This is a genomic window from Amycolatopsis sp. NBC_00348 (genome assembly GCF_036114655.1).
Classification (GTDB): domain Bacteria; phylum Actinomycetota; class Actinomycetes; order Mycobacteriales; family Pseudonocardiaceae; genus Amycolatopsis.
On record NZ_CP107994.1, the window covers coordinates 9572846 to 9588964 of the forward strand.

Consider the following 16119-nt stretch of genomic DNA (forward strand, 5'->3'; position numbering starts at 1 on the left):
CCGTGCGCGGCCGGGTCGTCGCCGCGGCGGTGCTGACGCTCTTCCTGGCCGTCGCCGGGCCCGCGACGGCGCAGGACCAGCCACCGCCGCCCGCGTTGCCGCAGAGCGCCGAGATCCAGCTCAAGGTGGAGCGTGACGGCTCGCTTTCGGTCGCCGAAGCGGTGTCGGTCCCCAACGGCGTGACGATGGACCGCCGGGTCCCGCTGCGGGTTGCGGCGCCGCACCACCGCGACCGCGTCTACGGTGTGCGCGACGTCGTCCTCGAAGGCAGTGGCACGGCGTCGGTGGACCAGGACGCCTTCACGATCCACCTGACGGCCGGCACCTCGACCGTCCGGTACACAGTGGACGGTGCGGTCGACGGGAACCGCGTCACCTGGGAGCTGGCCGGCGGCTGGAGCACCGACCTGAAGTTCCTCCGCGCGTCCTTCGCGGCGCCCCGGATCCCGACGGCGGTCGACTGCCTGGCCGGACCGGCCGATTCGGACTTCTCCTGCGGCGCCGCGCAGATCGACCACGCCGGGCTGACCCGGTTCAGCCAGCAGAACCTCCTCGCGGGCCAGCGGATGACGGCCACCGTCGAGCTGCCGGCGGGCACCGTCCCGGCCAACGCGAAGCTGGTTCCGGCCAAGACGCTCGCGGGCGCGTTCGTCCTCACCGCCCCGGTCGGCTGGGCCTGGGCGGGCTTCGGCGCGCTGCTGCTGGTCGCGGCCGCGTTCGTCTGGCTCGCGCGCCGTCGTGACGTCGGCGCGGGGGAGCCGCCGAAGGTCGAGCTGGTCTCGGCGAACGGCGAGTTCGCGTCACCGGAAGGCGTGCTGCCGGGCCACGTCGGCCTGCTGCTGCACGGCCGCACCGGCGCGGCTGACCTGGCCGCGACCGTGCTCGACCTGGCCGTCCGCAACTACCTCTGGGTGAGCGACGGCTCCCGGCTGACCCGCCGCAACCCGGCCGACGAGCACCTGACCTCCTTCGAACGTGCGGTCTTCGAGGCGGTCCTGCCGGCGGACTCGGTGACCCTTGCCGAACTGCGGCGCGACCACGTCGACATCGCACCGGGGGAGCTGTACGCCGACGCCGTCCGCCGCGGCTGGCTCGCGCCGCGGCCCGGCCGGCTCCGCCGCGCCGGGAGCCGGGTCGTCTTCTACGGCGTGTTCCTGACCGCCCTGCTGGCGTTGACCGCCGGGTACGCCCAGCTCGGCGTCATCCTCGCGCTGGCCGGGGCGGCCGCCGCGGTGGTCTCGGCGGCGCTGCCCGCGCGCCGGCGAGCCGGTCTCGACGTCGCACGGCGGCTCCGCGGGGTCGCCGCGAAACTGGGTTCCGTGAAGGTGAAGGACCTCGGCAAGCCCCAACGGGAACTGGTGTTCTCACGCGGCCTGCCGTACGCGCTCGCTCTGGGCGAACTAGGGCCGTGGGTGGCCGCGTTCGACGGCCTCGAGCACCCGCCGACGGTCTACTGGCACGACGGCGACATCACCCCTGACCAGGCCGGATCCTTCGCGATCAACCTGGCAGGCGCGCTCGCGGCGGCCCATCGTGGTCGCCTCCAGGGCCTCGTGAGTGGTAATTCGGGTCAGAACCCGAATTACCACTCACGAGGCGGGACGCGGAGAGTGGGGGAGCCGTCGTAGGGTGGGGCCATGGCCGATCCCGAGCTCGTCCGATACACCCTAGACAACGGTTTGCGCGTGGTCCTCGCACCCGACGCGACCGCGCCGGTGGTCGGCGTCAGCGTGCACTACGACGTGGGTTTCCGCTCCGAACCGGAGGGGCGCACCGGTTTCGCGCACCTCTTCGAGCACCTGATGTTCCAGGGCTCCGAGAGCCTGGAGAAACTCGCCCACTTCCGGCACGTCCAGTCCAGCGGCGGCACCTTCAACGGTTCCACCCATCCGGACTACACCGACTACTTCGAGGTGCTGCCGAGCGCCGCGCTGGAACGCGCGCTGTTCCTCGAAGCCGACCGGATGCGCGCGCCGAAGCTGACCGCCGAGAACCTGGCGAACCAGATCGACGTCGTGAAAGAGGAGATCCGGCTCAACGTGCTGAACCGGCCGTACGGCGGGTTCCCGTGGATCACCCTGCCGCCGGTCCTGTACTCGACGTTCCCCAACGCGCACAACGGTTACGGCGGCTTCGAAGACCTCGAGAGCGCCACGGTCGAAGACTGCGCCGCGTTCTTCGACACCTACTACTCGCCGGCCAACGCCGTGCTCACCGTGGCGGGCGACTTCGAGATCGCCGACGCCAAGGACCTGATCGAGAAGAACTTCGGCGACGTCCCGCACCGGCCGGCGCCGCAGCGCCCGTCGTTCGCCGAGCCGCTGCCGACCAGCGAACTGCTGGGCGAGACGATCGACCCGCACGCCCCGCTGCCCGCGCTCGCCGTCGGCTACCGGATGCCGGACCCGATCAACGACGTCGGCGGTTACCTCGCCTACCTCGTGCTCGCCGGCGTGCTGACCGACGGCGACGGCTCCCGGCTGCAGCAGCGGCTGGTGCACAAGGAGCCCCTGGTCGTCGACATCGGCGCCGGCGCCGGGCTGTTCGGCCCGTTCGAGGCCCGCGACCCGGACACGTTCACCATCACCCTGATCCACCCGCACGAGGTGCCGCGCGAGCGCGTGCTCGCGGCGCTGGACGACGAGCTCGAGAAGATCGCCGAGAACCCGCCGGACGAGCAGGAACTGCGCAAGGTCACCGCGCGCTGGACCGCGAGCCTGCACTCCGAGCACGACCGCCTGGTGTCCCGGACCCTCGCGCTCGGCTCGTTCGAACTGCTCTACGGCGACGCCTCGCTGGTCTACCAGCTCGCGGACCGGATGTCCGCCGTCACCTCGGAAGCCGTTTCGGCGGCGGCGAAGGCGCTGCGCCCCGACGCGCGCGCCGTCCTGGTGGTCAAGCCCGCTTCGGAAGGGACCAACGAGCAGTGACTTCTTCTGCAACGCACCGCAGCGCCGAGGAGATCGGCCGCACCGAGCGGGGGCCGCGTCCGCTGCCGCCGCTCGGCGAGCAGCGTTCCGCCGCCGACCTGTCCCATGTGGACACCACGCTGGCCAACGGCCTGCGCGTGGTGGCCGTGCGCAAGGCGACCGTGCCGATGGTCGAGGCCCGGCTGTGGATCCCGTTCGCGGGTGACGACAAGCTGCACCCGGCGATCGCCGAGGTGCTCGCCGAGACCATCCTCACCGGCACCGCGCGCCGCAACCGCATCGAGATCGACGCCGAGCTGGCGCTGATCGGCGGCGACATCGGCTGCGGCGTCGACCCGGAACGCCTGGTGCTGACCGGCTCCGCGCTCGCCGACAAGCTGCCGACGTTCCTCGACGTGCTCGGCGACGTCCTCACCGGCGCGACCTACGCCGACGAGGAGATCGCCCGCGAGAAGGAGCGGCTGGTCGAGCGGATCGCCGTCTCCCGCACCCAGCCGCGCACGATCGCCCGCGAAGCGCTGCAGAAGCACCGCTATGGCGACCACCCGGCCACCCGTGAGGTGCCCCAGGCCGAGGACGTCGCCGTCGTGACGCCCGAGCAGGTCCGCGCACTGCACCAGGCGTCCGTGCAGGCGCGCGGTTCGGTGCTGGTGCTGGTCGGCGACATCGACCCCACCGCGGTGATCGGCGACCTGGAGAAGGTGCTCGGCGCCTGGGCGTCGGACCGCTCGGCCGTGCGGCTGCCGGCGTTGCCGGACCTGACCGGCCCGAGCGTGCTGCTGGTGCCGCGCGCCGGCGCCGTCCAGTCGCAGATCCGGCTGTCCGCGCAGACCGTGCCGCGCACGGACCCGGGGTACGCGGCGCTGCAGCTGGCGAACCTGGCCTACGGCGGGTACTTCTCGTCGCGGCTGGTCGAGAACATCCGTGAGAACAAGGGGTACACCTACTCCGCGCACTCCGGTTTCGAGTTCACCGACGGCACCGCGGTGGTCAACGTCGACGCGGACACCGCGACCGACGCGACCGCGCCGGCGCTGCTGGAGACCCGCTACGAGCTGGGCCGCCTCGGCCAGGTCCCGCCGGCGGGCGACGAGCTGGAGTCGGTGCGGCAGTACGCGATCGGCTCGCTGCTGACGTCGACGTCGTCGCAGTCCGGCCTGGCCGGCCAGGTGCTGGCGCTGGCCTCGACCGGGCTGGGCCTGGAGTGGCTCAACGAGCACCCGGCGCGGGTCGCCGCCGTGACCGCCGAAGAGGTGGCCGACGCGGCGCTGAAGTTCTTCGCCCCCAAGCGGTTCACCGGCGTGGTCGTCGGCGACGCGGGCGTCCTCGAACGCAAGCTCCTCGCGCTCGGCGACGTCGTAGTGGGCGAGCCGGCCTGATGTCCGTCCCGTTCTCCCTCGGTGCCCTGCCGACCCTGTCGAGGTCCACTGTGGACCGTCAGGAAGGCTTGCGCACCAACCCTTCGCGATTGGTGTCGCGCTGGGCCGACGCCCGGGTCGTCCTCCTGGACGACACCGGGCGCACCCCGGTCGTCGAGGGTTCGTCGGTGCTGGCGTTCCGCAAGGCGGTCGACTTCGGTTCTTCGCCGCCCGCCGACGCGGTCTTCCTGGGCGAGTGGCAGGACACCGACTACTGGTCCCTGCCGGGCGGCCCGACGGGCGAAGCCGACACGGTGAAGATGGCCGGGAGCTGGGGCTTCGTCGAGGAGGTCCCGCGCGTCGACGGCGAGATCTGGGTCGAGCTGCGTGGCTACGGCGACCTGCTGGACGACACGTCGGCCGGCTTGTTCACGACGGCGCAGGCGTTGCGCAACTGGCGTCGCCAGGCCAAGTTCTGCACCCGCTGCGGAAATCCCACGGAGCTGATCCAGTTCGGCTGGGCGAGCAAGTGCACGAACGACGGCCGCGAGGAGTACCCGCGCACCGACCCGGCGGTGATCTGCCTGGTCCACTCGCTGGAGGGCACGAACGGATCCCACGTCCTGCTGGCCCGCCAGCCGATCTGGCCGGCCGGCCGCTATTCGGTGCTGGCCGGTTTCGTCGAGGCGGGCGAGTCGCTGGAGGCGTGCGTGCTGCGCGAGATCCGCGAAGAGGTAGGTGCGTCGGTCTCGGACGTCCGGTACCTGGGCAGCCAGCCGTGGCCGTTCCCTCGCTCGATCATGCTGGGCTTCACGGCCCGGGCGGATCGCACGTTGCCACTGGTCCCGGCGGACGGCGAGATCGAGGAAGCGCTGTGGGTATCACGCGCGGAGGTCCGCGCGGCGTTCGAGAACAGCTCACTGCGAAACGAAGGCGCCAAGCCGACCCCGATAGCGGACGGAGCGGCGGAGATCCTCCTGCCGGGCAACTCGTCCATAGCCCGCGTAATGCTCAAGGCTTGGGCGGACGCGGAGGAGTAAGTCATACGCCCCAAGGCGGCCTCGGTTGCGTTCCGCGCACCGAAGGCCGCCTTGGTTGCGTCTGACGCACCGAAGGCCACCTTGGCCCGTCGGCCGCGCCCCGCTCGGAAGGGCTTCAGCGCAAGTCGCCGAGTTCTGTCACCGTGCGAGTCGGCGTGCCGGTGAAGTCGAGAACTCCGCCGTACGCCAGGCTCAATGTCTCCAGCCGGTAGCTCCACTCGCTGCCGCACATGCACGTCGCGCCGAAGCGGTGGTTGATCTGCCAGCGCAGCCACTCGCCCGGTTCGAGCCGGACCATCGGCCGCCACCCGCGCCGTGGCCAGCCCATCGGGGCCGCCGCGACCTGGACCTCCAGCACGCCGTCCCGCTCCCGGAGCGTGACGCCGGCCAGCTCGTCGATCGGGCGCACCGCGAACCGCGGCTCGAAACCGGTCGATTCGTCGACATCCACCCGGTGGACGTGCCCGCACGCGTGGTCCGGTAGCGGGAACACCGTCGGCACCCGGTTGCGCCGGGAAGCCGCGGCGCCACCTCTGGACCGCGTGGTCCAAGTGGTCCGCACCTGCTGCGCGACGACGTCCATCCGACCAGCATCCCCGGTCCCGCAAGCCGCTTTCCGGTGACCCGCTGACCGGCGCAAACACCCCGCCGCAAATCTCCCACCAGCGGAAACGGCGGCCGGGCTAGTGGGATCCGCCGTGTCACACGCGCGACTTCAAGCGTTACCTGGCCGTTTCCCGAGCCCGTTGACGGCTGTGCCGCGGCTCACTACAGTCCCCGGAAACCGTCTGTAAAGTATCCTAATTAAGTCGGGAGCGACGACAGTGCGAGCCGGTAGCCCGCGGATGCTGCGCGAGATCAACGATCGCGCCGCCATCGAGGTCCTCCTGCGGGAGGGCCCGCTGACGCGCGCCGAGCTCGAGCTGGCCATCGGTCTCTCCAAGCCCGCCACCGCGCAGCTGCTCACCCGCCTCGAGCAGGACAACCTGGTCATCAAGGCCGGCGTCAGGGGTGGCGGCCGCGGGCCGCGGGCCCAGCTCTGGTCGGCCAACGGCGGTCTCGCCCGTGTCGCCGCCGTCGATCTCACCCCGCACGTCGCGGACTTCGTCGTCGCCGACGTCGCCGGGACGATCCTCGCCGAGCACCAGGTCGCGCTGCCCGTCCACGAAGGCGCCGACGTCGTCGGGACCTTCGGCGAGGCCCTCAGCCACGTCGCCGAAGCGGCCGGGATCACCCGCGAAGAGCTCGCTCACGTCGTCATCGGCGCGCAGGGCGCCTTCGACCCGCGCACCGGCCTGCTCTCCTCCGCGCCGCACATCCCCGGCTGGCTCGGCTTCGACGTCCCGCAGAAGCTCAGCGACGAACTCGGCGTCGACGTCCTGATCGAGAACGACGTCAACCTCGTCGCCGTCGAGGAGATGAGCGCCGGGAAGGCCCAGGACGTCGACGACTTCGTCATGGTGTGGCTGTCCGAAGGCGTCGGCGGCGCGGTCGTCATCGGCCGGCGGCTGCTGCGCGGCGCCACCGGCGGCGGCGGCGAGATCGACTGGATGCGTGTGCCCGACCCGGCGACCGTCGACACCGGCGACGTCTGGCCCGAGGCCGGCGCCCGGTTCGGCAACCTCGTCGACTCGCCCGCCATCTGCCGGCTGGCCGCCGCGCACGGCATCACCGCCGCGACCGCCTGGGACGCCGTCGAGCAGGCTGGCGAAGCCCACCCCTTCCTCGACGACCTCGCGCGGCGCGTCGCCGGCGGCATCGCGAACCTCGTCGCCGTCGCCGACCCGCAGCTCGTCCTGCTCTGCGGCGACACCAGCCGCGCCGGCGGCGAGAACTTCGCCGGGCTCGTCCAGCAACGGCTGCACGACCTCGTCCTGCCGCGCACGCCGGTCGGCTGCGCGTCGGTGCAGGGCAACGCCGTCCGCGCGGGCGCGCTGCAGTCCGCGCTCGCCAAAACCCGTGAGGACGTCTTCGGCGTCGTCACCCCCACGCTCCTCGGGTCGCGCCGACCCGCGGTCGGACCCTCGCCCGGTAAAGCGGCGGTCCCGAACACCCGTCCCGCCCCGTCCCCAACCGAGTAGCCCAACCGATGAGGAGGAGGGCCATGCGCCCTACCAACCGGACCCGTCGCGGCGCAGCGTTAATCGCCGTGGCCGCGGCGTCCGTCCTGCTGACCAGCGCCTGTTCCGGCGCCGCCGCGCCCAGTGGCGGCGGTGGTGACGCGGCCGCAGCGCCCGGCAAGGACGACAAGCTCACGATCACCGTCTACAGCAAGTTCACCGACCGCGAGTACGGCGTCGTCACCGCGGGCCTGAACAAGCTCAAGGCGAAGTTCCCGAACATCGAGATCAAGCACGAGGGCAACCAGGACGACGACAAGCTCACGCAGTCGATCCGCGGTGGCAACCCGCCCGATGTAGCGATCTCGTTCTACACCGACAACCTCGGTGCCTGGTGCTCCAACGGCAGCTTCCAGGACCTGAAGCCCTACATCGACCGCGACAAGATCGACCTCAACCAGATCCCCGAGGCGGTCCGCAACTACACCGAGTACCAGGGCAAGCGCTGCGCGATGCCGATGCTCGCCGACGTCTACGGCCTGTACTACAACAAGGACCTGTTCGCGGCGAAGGGCATCACGTCGCCGCCGAAGACCACCGACGAGTGGCTCGAAGACGCCAAGAAGCTGACCGAGTACAACGCGGACGGCTCGATCAAGGTCGCCGGCTTCCTGCCGTCGATGCCGTTCTACGGCAACCAGGCCCAGTACTGGGCGCCGAACTTCGGCGCGCCGTTCATCGGCCCGGACGGCAAGTCGGACCTGGCCAGCAACCCCGGCTGGAAGGCGATGTTCGAGTTCCAGCAGAAGCTCATCGACGCGCTCGGCGGCCACGACAAGGTCGAGAAGTTCAAGGCCGGTCTCGGTGACGAGTACTCCGCCGACAACGGCTTCCAGAAGGGCAAGCTGGCGATGATCTACGACGGTGAGTTCCGCACCGCGTTCATCAAGGACCAGGCCCCGACGCTGAACTACGCCACCGCCCCCGCGCCGGTGCTCACCAGCATGGCCGACAAGTACGGCAGTGCCTTCACCACCGGCACGATCATCGCGATCCCCAAGGGCGCCAAGAACCCCGGTGCCGCGTGGGAGCTGATCAAGCAGGCCACCCTGGACACCGACACCCTGGTGGACATGGCCAACGGCCTGAAGAACGTGCCCAGCACGAAGGCCTCGCTGACGTCGCCGCGCCTCGACCTGCAGCCGCAGTTCAAGACGTTCCTCGACATGTACGACAGCGGCAAGCTCGTGTCGAACCAGACCACCCCGATCGGTGACGCGCACCTCAAGGCGGTCAACGACTTCGCCGAGAAGTGGCAGGCCGGCTCGATCCCCGATCTGACCGAAGGCCTGAAGAAGGTGGACGCGCAGATCGACGACGAACTGAAGCAGAAGGGCGCGGGCGGATGACGTCCACGCTCGCGGAGAAAGCCCCGGGCTCCCCGTCCGCGCCTTCCCAGGCGCGGGCGGGGGCCCGCCGGGCCAAGCGCCGCCGGACCGCGTTGTTCTTCATGGCCCCGGCGCTCGTCGGGTTCCTGGTCTTCTTCGGCTACCCGCTGATCGCCACGGTCTACTACTCCTTCACCAAGTACGACCTGATCAACCCGCCGCAGTTCATCGGGTTCGACAACTACGTCCGGATGTTCACCACCGAGCCGCTCGTCGGCGTCGCGGCGTACAACACGCTGTGGCTGGTGGTCATCCTGACGACGTGCCGGGTGCTGTTCTCCCTCGGCATCGCGTCGGTGATCTCCCGGCTGAAGTCGGGCGTCGGCCTGGTGCGGACGCTCTGCTACCTGCCGACGCTGGCCCCGCCCGCGGCGGCGACGCTCGCGTTCGTCTTCGTGTTCAACCCCGAATTCGGCCCGGTGAACCGGTTCCTGCGGCTCATCGGCATCGACGGCGGACTGTGGTTCAACAGCCCGGCCATGTCGAAGCCCGCGCTGACGCTGCTCGCGCTGTGGGGCTCCGGCGAGCTGATGATCATCATCCTGGCCGCGCTGCTCGACGTCCCGACCGAGCAGTACGAGGCCGCCGAGCTCGACGGCGCCGGCTCGGTCCGCAAGTTCTGGCACGTCACGCTGCCGTCGATCTCGCCGGTGCTGCTGTTCGGCGTGGTCAACTCGATCATCTACGCGCTGCAGTTCTTCACGCAGGCGATCGTCGCGGCGTCCGCTTCGGCGGGCACGGCCGACGTCGCCGGTAACTCGAAACTCATCGGCGCACCCGAAAACTCGACGCTGACGTACCCGATCTGGCTGTACGTCCAGGGTTTCCGCTACTTCAACATGGGTTACGCGGCGGCGATGGCGGTGCTGCTGTTCATCGTTTCGGCGGGCTTCACGTGGATTCTCGTGCGGCAGCTGCGTAAGTCCCAGCACCAGGAGGAGGGGACATGACCGCGTTGGCGGAAGCACCGCAGAAGCCGGCGGGTGTGCACCCGAAGGTGCGGTTCAAGCGGAGCTGGGACAAGCGCCTGTCCTGGATCGCGTTGCACGCGACCGGGATCGCGCTCGGCGTGATCTTCATGCTGCCGCTGCTGTTCGTCTTCCTCACCGCGGTGATGGCGGACGACCAGGCGATGACGGCGAGCCTGTGGCCGAGCGTGTGGCACTTCGAGAACTTCGTGACGGTGTTCAAGAAAGCACCGCTGCTGGAGTACTTCGGCAACAGCCTGCTGTACTCGGGGCTGGCGACGATCGGCGCGCTGCTCTCGGCGATCCCGGCGGCGTACGCGCTGGCGAAACTGCGGTGGCGCGGGCAGAACCTGTTCTTCATGCTCACGGTGGCCGCGATGATGCTGCCGCCGCAGGTGACCGTCGTCCCGCTGTACGACCTGTGGGTGCGGCTCGGGCTCACCGGCACGCTCGTGCCGCTGATCACGCCGTACTTCTTCTTCGACGCGTTCTCGATCTTCCTGCTCCGGCAGTTCTTCCTCACCATTCCGAAGGACTACCTCGAAGCGGCGAAGATCGACGGCTGCAACGAGTTCCAGGCGATGTACCGGGTGTTGATCCCGATGGCGAAGCCCGGAATCGCGGCCACCGCGATGTTCTGCTTCCTGTTCACCTGGAACGACTACTTCGGGCCGCTGCTCTACACGGGCGAGGACCAGGACCACTGGCCGCTGTCGCTGGCGATCGCGTCCTTCCGCGGCATGCACCACGTCGAGTGGAACATGACGATGGCGGCGACCGCGCTGATCATGGCGCCGGTGATCATCCTGTTCATCTTCGCGCAGAAGTCGTTCGTCAAGGGCATCACATTCACGGGAGTCAAGGGATGAAGCTGGCAGTCGTCGGTGGCGGGTCCACCTACACGCCGGAGCTGATCGACGGGATCGCCGGTCGCCGGTCCACTTTGGACGTCGACGAGATCGTGCTGGTCGACCCGGACGCCTACCGCGTCGAGGCCGTCGGCGGGTTCAGTCAGCGGCTGCTCTCGCACGCCGGCCACCCCGCGCAGGTCCGGACGACGCAGTCGCTCGAAGAGGGCGTCGACGGCGCGTCGGCCGTGCTGATCCAGCTGCGCGTCGGCGGTCAGCGGGCGCGGCGCTCCGACGAGACGTTCCCGCACGCCTGCGGCTGCGTCGGCCAGGAGACGACCGGTGCGGGCGGGCTCGCGAAGGCGTTGCGCACGGTGCCGGTGGTGCTCGACATCGCCGAGCGCGTCCGCAAGATCGCCGGCGACGACACGTGGATCGTCAACTTCACCAACCCGGTCGGCATCGTCACGCGCGCCCTGCTCAACGAGGGGCACCGCGCGGTCGGGCTGTGCAACGTCGCGATCAACCTGCAGCGGCAGTTCGGGAAGCTGCTCGGCGTCGGCGCGGACGACGTCAAGCTCGTCCACACCGGACTCAACCACCTGAGCTGGGAGCGCGGCGCGCTCGTCGACGGCGTCGACCGGCTGCCCGAACTGCTGGACCAGCACCTGGACTATCTGTCCAATGAGGTCAGTGTGCCGGAGAAGTGGCTGCGGCGGATGAACGTCGTGCCGTCGTACTACCTGAAGTACTTCTACGCGCACGACGAGCAGGTCACCAAGCAGCGCACCGAGCGGCCGCGGGCGGACGTCGTCAGCGACGTCGAGGAAGAGCTGCTGAAGATCTACCTCGACCCGGAGGAGAACACGAAGCCGGAGTCGCTGGAGAAGCGCGGCGGGGCGTACTACTCCGAGGCCGCGGTGCAGCTGGTGCACGCGCTGACCGCGGACGGCCCGGCCGAGGAGCACGTGGTGAACGTCCGCAACGACGGCACGTTCGGCTTCCTGCCGGACGACGCCGTCATCGAGGTGCGGTCCACTGTGGACTCGTCCGGCGCCACGCCGATCCCGCAGACTCCGGTGGAGCCGCAGTTCTCCGGGCTCATCGCGGCGACGACGGCGTACGAGTTCCTCGCGCTGGAAGCGGCGGTCAAGGGCGGCCGCGACCGCGTGGCCGACGCGCTGCTCGCGCACCCGCTGGTCGGGCAGTACACGAAGGCCGACACGCTCGCCGATTCGCTGGTGCAGATCAACCGTGAGTACCTGCCCTGGGCTCGCGGATGAAGCCAGCTGTCATCGCGATCGACGGCGGCAACAGCAAAACCGAGGTCCTCGTGGTGTCCCGCGAAGGCGTCGTGCTGGGAAAGTCGCGCGGTCCCGGTGCTTCTCCGCAGAACGTCGGCGTCGCGGCCTGCGTCGCGGCGCTGGAAGACCTGGTGCTGGAGGCTTTCCCGGATCGCGGGGAGAAGCCGTTCGCGGTGCACACGTCGGCGTACCTGGCCGGGCTCGACTTCCCGCGCGAGGAGGAGGCGCTGCACGCGGCGCTGGCGGCCCGTGGGTGGAGCGACACGCTGACCGTCGGCAACGACACCCTCGCGCTGCTCCGGGCGGGCAGCGCGGGGATCGGCGTGGCCGTGGTGTGCGGTGCCGGGATCAACGGCGCCGGCGTCGGCCCGGACGGGCGCGTGCACCGCTTTCCCGCGCTGGGCAAGATCTCCGGCGACTGGGGCGGCGGCTACCGGCTCGGCGAGGAGGCCCTGTGGTGGGCGGTCCGCGCCGAGGACGGCCGCGGCCCGCGCACGTCGCTTCGCGAGGCCGTCGCCGGCTTCTTCGGCCGGGAGACGCTGTTCGACGTCGTCCAGGGCCTGCACTTCGAGGAAATCCCGGCGGCCTCGATCCACGGGCTCTGCCCGCTGTTGTTCGAGGTGGCCGCGGCGGGCGACGAGGTGGCGGCGGACATCGTGACGAGGTTCGTCGAGGAGGTCAGCGTGTTCGCCGCGGTGATCCTCCGGAAGCTGGACCTGACGGAGGAAGCCCCGGAGATCGTCCTCGGCGGCGGAGTGTTGACCGGCATCGGCACCCCGGTGATCGCGGAGATCGAGCGGCGGTGCCTGAAGGTGGCGCCGCGCGCGGTGGTCCGCGTGGTGGACGTCAACCCCGTGGTGGGGGCGGCCCTGTTCGGGCTGGACACCCTGGACGCGCCGACGTCCGCGAAGGCTGCGCTGAAGGCGGCGACCCAGCGCGCGTAGACCCCCGGCAGGCCGGCTCGAAGCGGCGCGAGCCAGCCTGCCGGGCCCTCGTCAGGCCGGCACGATGACGTCGCCGGTCTCCAGCAGGGTCTTGAGGTCGGAGAGGATCCAGGCCCAGCCCCCGCCCGCACCTTGGCCGGGCGCGGCGTCGACGTCCTCGTGCTCCCCGCCGACCATCGCCCCGGTGGCGGGCGCGCCGGTGACGTCGTGGGTCACGGTGAGTCTGGTGCCGGCGGTCTGTGTGGCCTCGATGTCGTAGGTGACGGTCGTGTAGGGCTCGTCCGCCATCGCCGGGTCCATCAGCAGCTTCCACGTGATGACGAGTCTGCGCGGCGGATCGGCCTCGATGACTTCGCCGTCGATCAGGTCACCGGTGAAGCCCGCGTCGATGAAGGCTTGCGTCGGGTGGGTCCGGTGCTTGCCGCCCGCCTTCAGGTCGAAGTCGACGAGGCCGGTGTAGCCGTACCTCTGGGTCCACTCGGGCTTGGTGATGGCTTCCCAGATCCGCTGCGGGGTGGCCTTGATGTAGATGCGGTTGACCTGCACGGTGTTCGTCATGGTTCGTCGCCTTCCAGTTCGTTCTTGAGGTCGAGCAGCGCGGTCACCCGGCGCTCGGTGTACTTGTCGATCCACCGGTCGTGGATCTCCCGGATCGGCACGGGGTTCAGGAAGTGCAGCTTTTCCCGCCCTTCCTTCCGCGCGACGACCAGGCCGGCCTCTTCGAGCAGCTTGAGGTGCTTCATAACCCCGAAGCGGCTCATGTCGACGCGCGTTTCGAGTTCGGTGAGCGTGCGCCCGTCACGCTCGAAGAGCAGGTCGAGCAGGAACCGGCGGGTCGGATCCGCCAGCGCCTTGAACACCAGGTCGTCGTCGGGCACGCCGAAAGAATAGGTGACCAAAAGGTCACATGTCAACGGGCGGCCGTGTCGACTCCTCAGTCACGCGTGTCGACCCTCCAGTCACGCGTGTCGACCTTCTGATCACGGGCCGGGCGGCTCGGATCGAGGCAGCTCGACATCGCCGTGTGACGGAGGGGTCGACACGTGTGATCCGGGAGTCGACACGCGTGACTGGAGGGACGACACGACGAAGGCCGCCACCGGGCGTCCGGTAGCGGCCTTCATGCGGGTAAGTGCGGCGGTCTGGGTGGAGTCGCGGCCGCGTGCCGGTGTTCGGCTACTGCGCCGGGGCGTACGACGGCGTCCACTGCGCGCCGTCCCACCACTGCGTCGACCCTGGCTGCGTGGGCGACGGGTACCAGCCTGGGGGCGGCGCGGTCGGCGGCGCGTGTCGAGCCTGCTTCTGCTGCTCGAGCTGGGTCTTACACCACCAGCGACAGCGGCAGGATCAGCGCGATCGCCACCACCGAAATCAGCGTCTCCATCACCGACCAGCTCTTCAGCGTCTGCCCGACCGTCAGCCCGAAGTACTCCTTGACCAGCCAGAACCCCGCGTCGTTCACGTGCGAGAAGAACAGCGACCCGGCCCCGATCGCCAGCACCAGCAGCGCGCTGTGCGACGGGTCCATCGTGGCCGCCAGCGGTGCGACGATGCCCGCCGCCGAGACCGTTGCGACCGTGGCCGAGCCCGTCGCCAGGCGGATCGCCACCGCCACCAGCCAGCCCAGCAGCAGCGGCGAGAGGTTCGCGTCCTTGGCCAGGCCCGTGATGACGTCGCCGACACCGGCGTCGACCAGGGTCTGCTTGAAGCCGCCGCCGGCGCCGACGATCAGCAGGATCCCGGCGATCGGGCCCAGGGCGTCACCGACCACAGTGGACAGCTGGCCGCGGCCCAGGCCGGCCGGGCGGCCGAGCAGGACCATGCCCACCAGTACCGCCGCGAGCAGTGCGATCAGCGGGTCGCCGATGAAGTCCAGGATCTTGCGCGCCTGGCTTTCCTTGTCCAGCAGGATGTCCGACAACGCCTTCGCGAGCATGAGCACGACCGGGAGCAGGACCGTCGAGAGCGTCGCGGCGAAGCTGGGCCGCGGCTTGTCCGTGTCCGCGCGCTCCGGAACCAGCCGCGCGGGTGCCACGGCGTCCGGCACCATCCGGGCGGCGAGCTTGCCGAACAGCGGGCCCGCGATGACCAGCGTCGGGATGCCGACGAGCAGGCCGAACGCCAGCGTGATCCCGACGTTCGCGTTCAGCGCGCCGGCCGCGGCGAGCGGGCCGGGGTGCGGCGGGACCAGGCCGTGCAGCACCGAAAGGCCGGCGAGAGCGGGAATCCCCAGCAGCATCAACGGTTTCCCGGTGCGCTTGACCGCCAGCAGCACGACCGGGATCAGCATGACCAGGCCGATCTCGAAGAACATCGGCAGCCCGATCAGCGCCGCGACCAGGGCCATCGCCCACGGCAGCGCGGCGCCGCGGGCCTTGCCTAGCACGGTGTCGACGATCTGGTCGGCGCCCCCGGAGTCGGCCAGCAGCTTGCCGAGCATCGCGCCGAGCGCGATCAGGATGCCGACCGAGGCGACCGTGCTGCCGACGCCGTTGGAGAAGCTCTTGATCAGCTTGTCGACCGGCATCCCGGCGGCCAGGCCGAGCACCAGCGAGCCGAGCACCAGCGACAGGAACGGGTGCAGCTTCACCTTGGTGATCAGCACGACGATCACCGCGATGGCGACGACGGTCGCGCCGATCAGCCGGGTGTCGTGGCCGGTCCAGGCGGCGGCGAGGGCGGACGTCATGCGAGCTCCCGGAAGGCGGTCAACGCGGCTTCGGTGATCTCACCGGGGGTGTCGCGGATGTCGAAGATCGCGCCGGGCTCGTCCGGCTCGAGGGGCTCGAGGTCGGCGAGCTGCGAGTCCAAAAGGGACACCGGCATGAAGTGGCCCTTGCGGGTCTGCATGCGCTCGGCGAGGATTTCGCGGTCGCCGTGCAGGTGCGCGAACCAGACGTCGCCGCCGGTGCGCAGGACGTCGCGGTAGCGGCGCTTGAGCGCGGACGACGTCACGACGCCGCCGGTGTCCTGGTGCGCGCGGATCCAGCCGGCGATCGCCTCGAGCCAGGGGGCGCGGTCCGCGTCGGTCAGCGGCGTCCCGGCGGTCATCTTGTCGATGTTGGCCTGCGGGTGGAACGTGTCGGCCTCGGCGTACTCGACGCCCAGCGCGTTCGCCAGCGCCGTGCCGACCGTCGTCTTCCCGGAGCCCGACACCCCCATCACCACGATGACGGTCATCCCGCACCTCCCACTTCGTTGTGCTCGGGTGAGTCAAAC

General features: G+C 70.2%; 15 protein-coding genes and 1 pseudogene. 10 read left to right on the forward strand and 6 right to left on the reverse strand.

The features are described 5' to 3' along the window. The first annotated feature begins 2 nt into the window (after positions 1-2). The 4 genes from OHS58_RS43230 to nudC are packed head-to-tail and all read left to right on the forward strand — an operon-like array spanning position 3 to position 5328. Positions 3-1628 carry a DUF2207 family protein gene (locus OHS58_RS43230; protein ID WP_328646123.1) on the forward strand — a complete coding sequence of 542 codons (1626 nt, stop codon included), beginning with the start codon at positions 3-5 and terminating at the stop codon, positions 1626-1628. 9 nt (positions 1629-1637) lie between these two features. Beyond that, positions 1638-2930 (forward strand): M16 family metallopeptidase, encoded by a 1293-nt coding sequence (locus OHS58_RS43235; RefSeq protein WP_326946369.1) that lies wholly within the window; start codon positions 1638-1640, stop codon positions 2928-2930. Next, complete coding sequence (locus OHS58_RS43240) at positions 2927-4309, forward strand: M16 family metallopeptidase (protein WP_326946370.1); 1383 nt, start codon at positions 2927-2929, stop codon at positions 4307-4309. The genes OHS58_RS43235 and OHS58_RS43240 overlap by 4 nt, the downstream gene beginning before the upstream one ends. Next, a complete protein-coding gene (gene nudC, locus OHS58_RS43245; protein WP_326946371.1) occupies positions 4309-5328 on the forward strand; it encodes an NAD(+) diphosphatase in 1020 nt (339 codons plus the stop codon). The genes OHS58_RS43240 and nudC overlap by 1 nt, the downstream gene beginning before the upstream one ends. Before the next feature lie 115 nt (positions 5329-5443). Here nudC and OHS58_RS43250 read toward each other — a convergent pair whose 3' ends face one another. Then, positions 5444-5911 carry a hypothetical protein gene (locus OHS58_RS43250; protein ID WP_328646124.1) on the reverse strand — a complete coding sequence of 156 codons (468 nt, stop codon included), beginning with the start codon at positions 5909-5911 and terminating at the stop codon, positions 5444-5446. Between the two features lie 262 nt (positions 5912-6173). Here OHS58_RS43250 and OHS58_RS43255 point away from each other — a divergent pair, with 262 nt between their 5' ends. The 6 genes from OHS58_RS43255 to OHS58_RS43280 are packed head-to-tail and all read left to right on the forward strand — an operon-like array spanning position 6174 to position 12900. Then, complete coding sequence (locus tag OHS58_RS43255) at positions 6174-7409, forward strand: ROK family transcriptional regulator (RefSeq protein ID WP_247063976.1); 1236 nt, start codon at positions 6174-6176, stop codon at positions 7407-7409. Between the two features lie 23 nt (positions 7410-7432). Then, on the forward strand, positions 7433-8797 hold the full coding sequence (locus OHS58_RS43260) for an extracellular solute-binding protein (RefSeq protein ID WP_328646125.1): 1365 nt from the start codon (positions 7433-7435) through the stop codon (positions 8795-8797). Further along, entirely contained in the window at positions 8794-9786 is a 993-nt protein-coding gene (locus tag OHS58_RS43265; protein ID WP_328646126.1) for a carbohydrate ABC transporter permease, read from the forward strand. The genes OHS58_RS43260 and OHS58_RS43265 overlap by 4 nt, the downstream gene beginning before the upstream one ends. Then, the gene (locus OHS58_RS43270; RefSeq protein ID WP_328646127.1) at positions 9783-10673 is read left to right on the forward strand and encodes a carbohydrate ABC transporter permease; all 891 of its coding nucleotides are present in this window, start codon (positions 9783-9785) and stop codon (positions 10671-10673) included. Before OHS58_RS43265 ends, OHS58_RS43270 begins: the two co-directional genes overlap by 4 nt. After that, a complete protein-coding gene (locus OHS58_RS43275; protein WP_328646128.1) occupies positions 10670-11935 on the forward strand; it encodes a 6-phospho-beta-glucosidase in 1266 nt (421 codons plus the stop codon). The genes OHS58_RS43270 and OHS58_RS43275 overlap by 4 nt, the downstream gene beginning before the upstream one ends. Next, positions 11932-12900, forward strand: a complete 969-nt coding sequence (locus OHS58_RS43280) for an N-acetylglucosamine kinase (RefSeq protein ID WP_328646129.1) — start codon at positions 11932-11934, stop codon at positions 12898-12900. Before OHS58_RS43275 ends, OHS58_RS43280 begins: the two co-directional genes overlap by 4 nt. 51 nt (positions 12901-12951) lie before the next feature. Here OHS58_RS43280 and OHS58_RS43285 read toward each other — a convergent pair whose 3' ends face one another. From OHS58_RS43285 to OHS58_RS43305, 5 genes and pseudogenes are all read right to left on the reverse strand, one after another. Next, on the reverse strand, positions 12952-13458 hold the full coding sequence (locus OHS58_RS43285) for an SRPBCC domain-containing protein (RefSeq protein ID WP_328646130.1): 507 nt from the start codon (positions 13456-13458) through the stop codon (positions 12952-12954). Next, a complete protein-coding gene (locus tag OHS58_RS43290; RefSeq protein WP_247061153.1) occupies positions 13455-13778 on the reverse strand; it encodes an ArsR/SmtB family transcription factor in 324 nt (107 codons plus the stop codon). The genes OHS58_RS43285 and OHS58_RS43290 overlap by 4 nt, the downstream gene beginning before the upstream one ends. 298 nt (positions 13779-14076) lie before the next feature. After that, positions 14077-14154 (reverse strand): annotated as a pseudogene (locus OHS58_RS43295) (DUF2510 domain-containing protein); the annotation flags it as partial. A gap of 67 nt (positions 14155-14221) precedes the next feature. Beyond that, positions 14222-15589, reverse strand: coding sequence for a GntT/GntP/DsdX family permease (locus OHS58_RS43300; protein WP_328646131.1), 1368 nt, complete (start codon positions 15587-15589; stop codon positions 14222-14224). Beyond that, on the reverse strand, positions 15586-16080 hold the full coding sequence (locus OHS58_RS43305; RefSeq protein ID WP_328646132.1) for a gluconokinase: 495 nt from the start codon (positions 16078-16080) through the stop codon (positions 15586-15588). The genes OHS58_RS43300 and OHS58_RS43305 overlap by 4 nt, the downstream gene beginning before the upstream one ends. Positions 16081-16119: the final 39 nt, after the last annotated feature.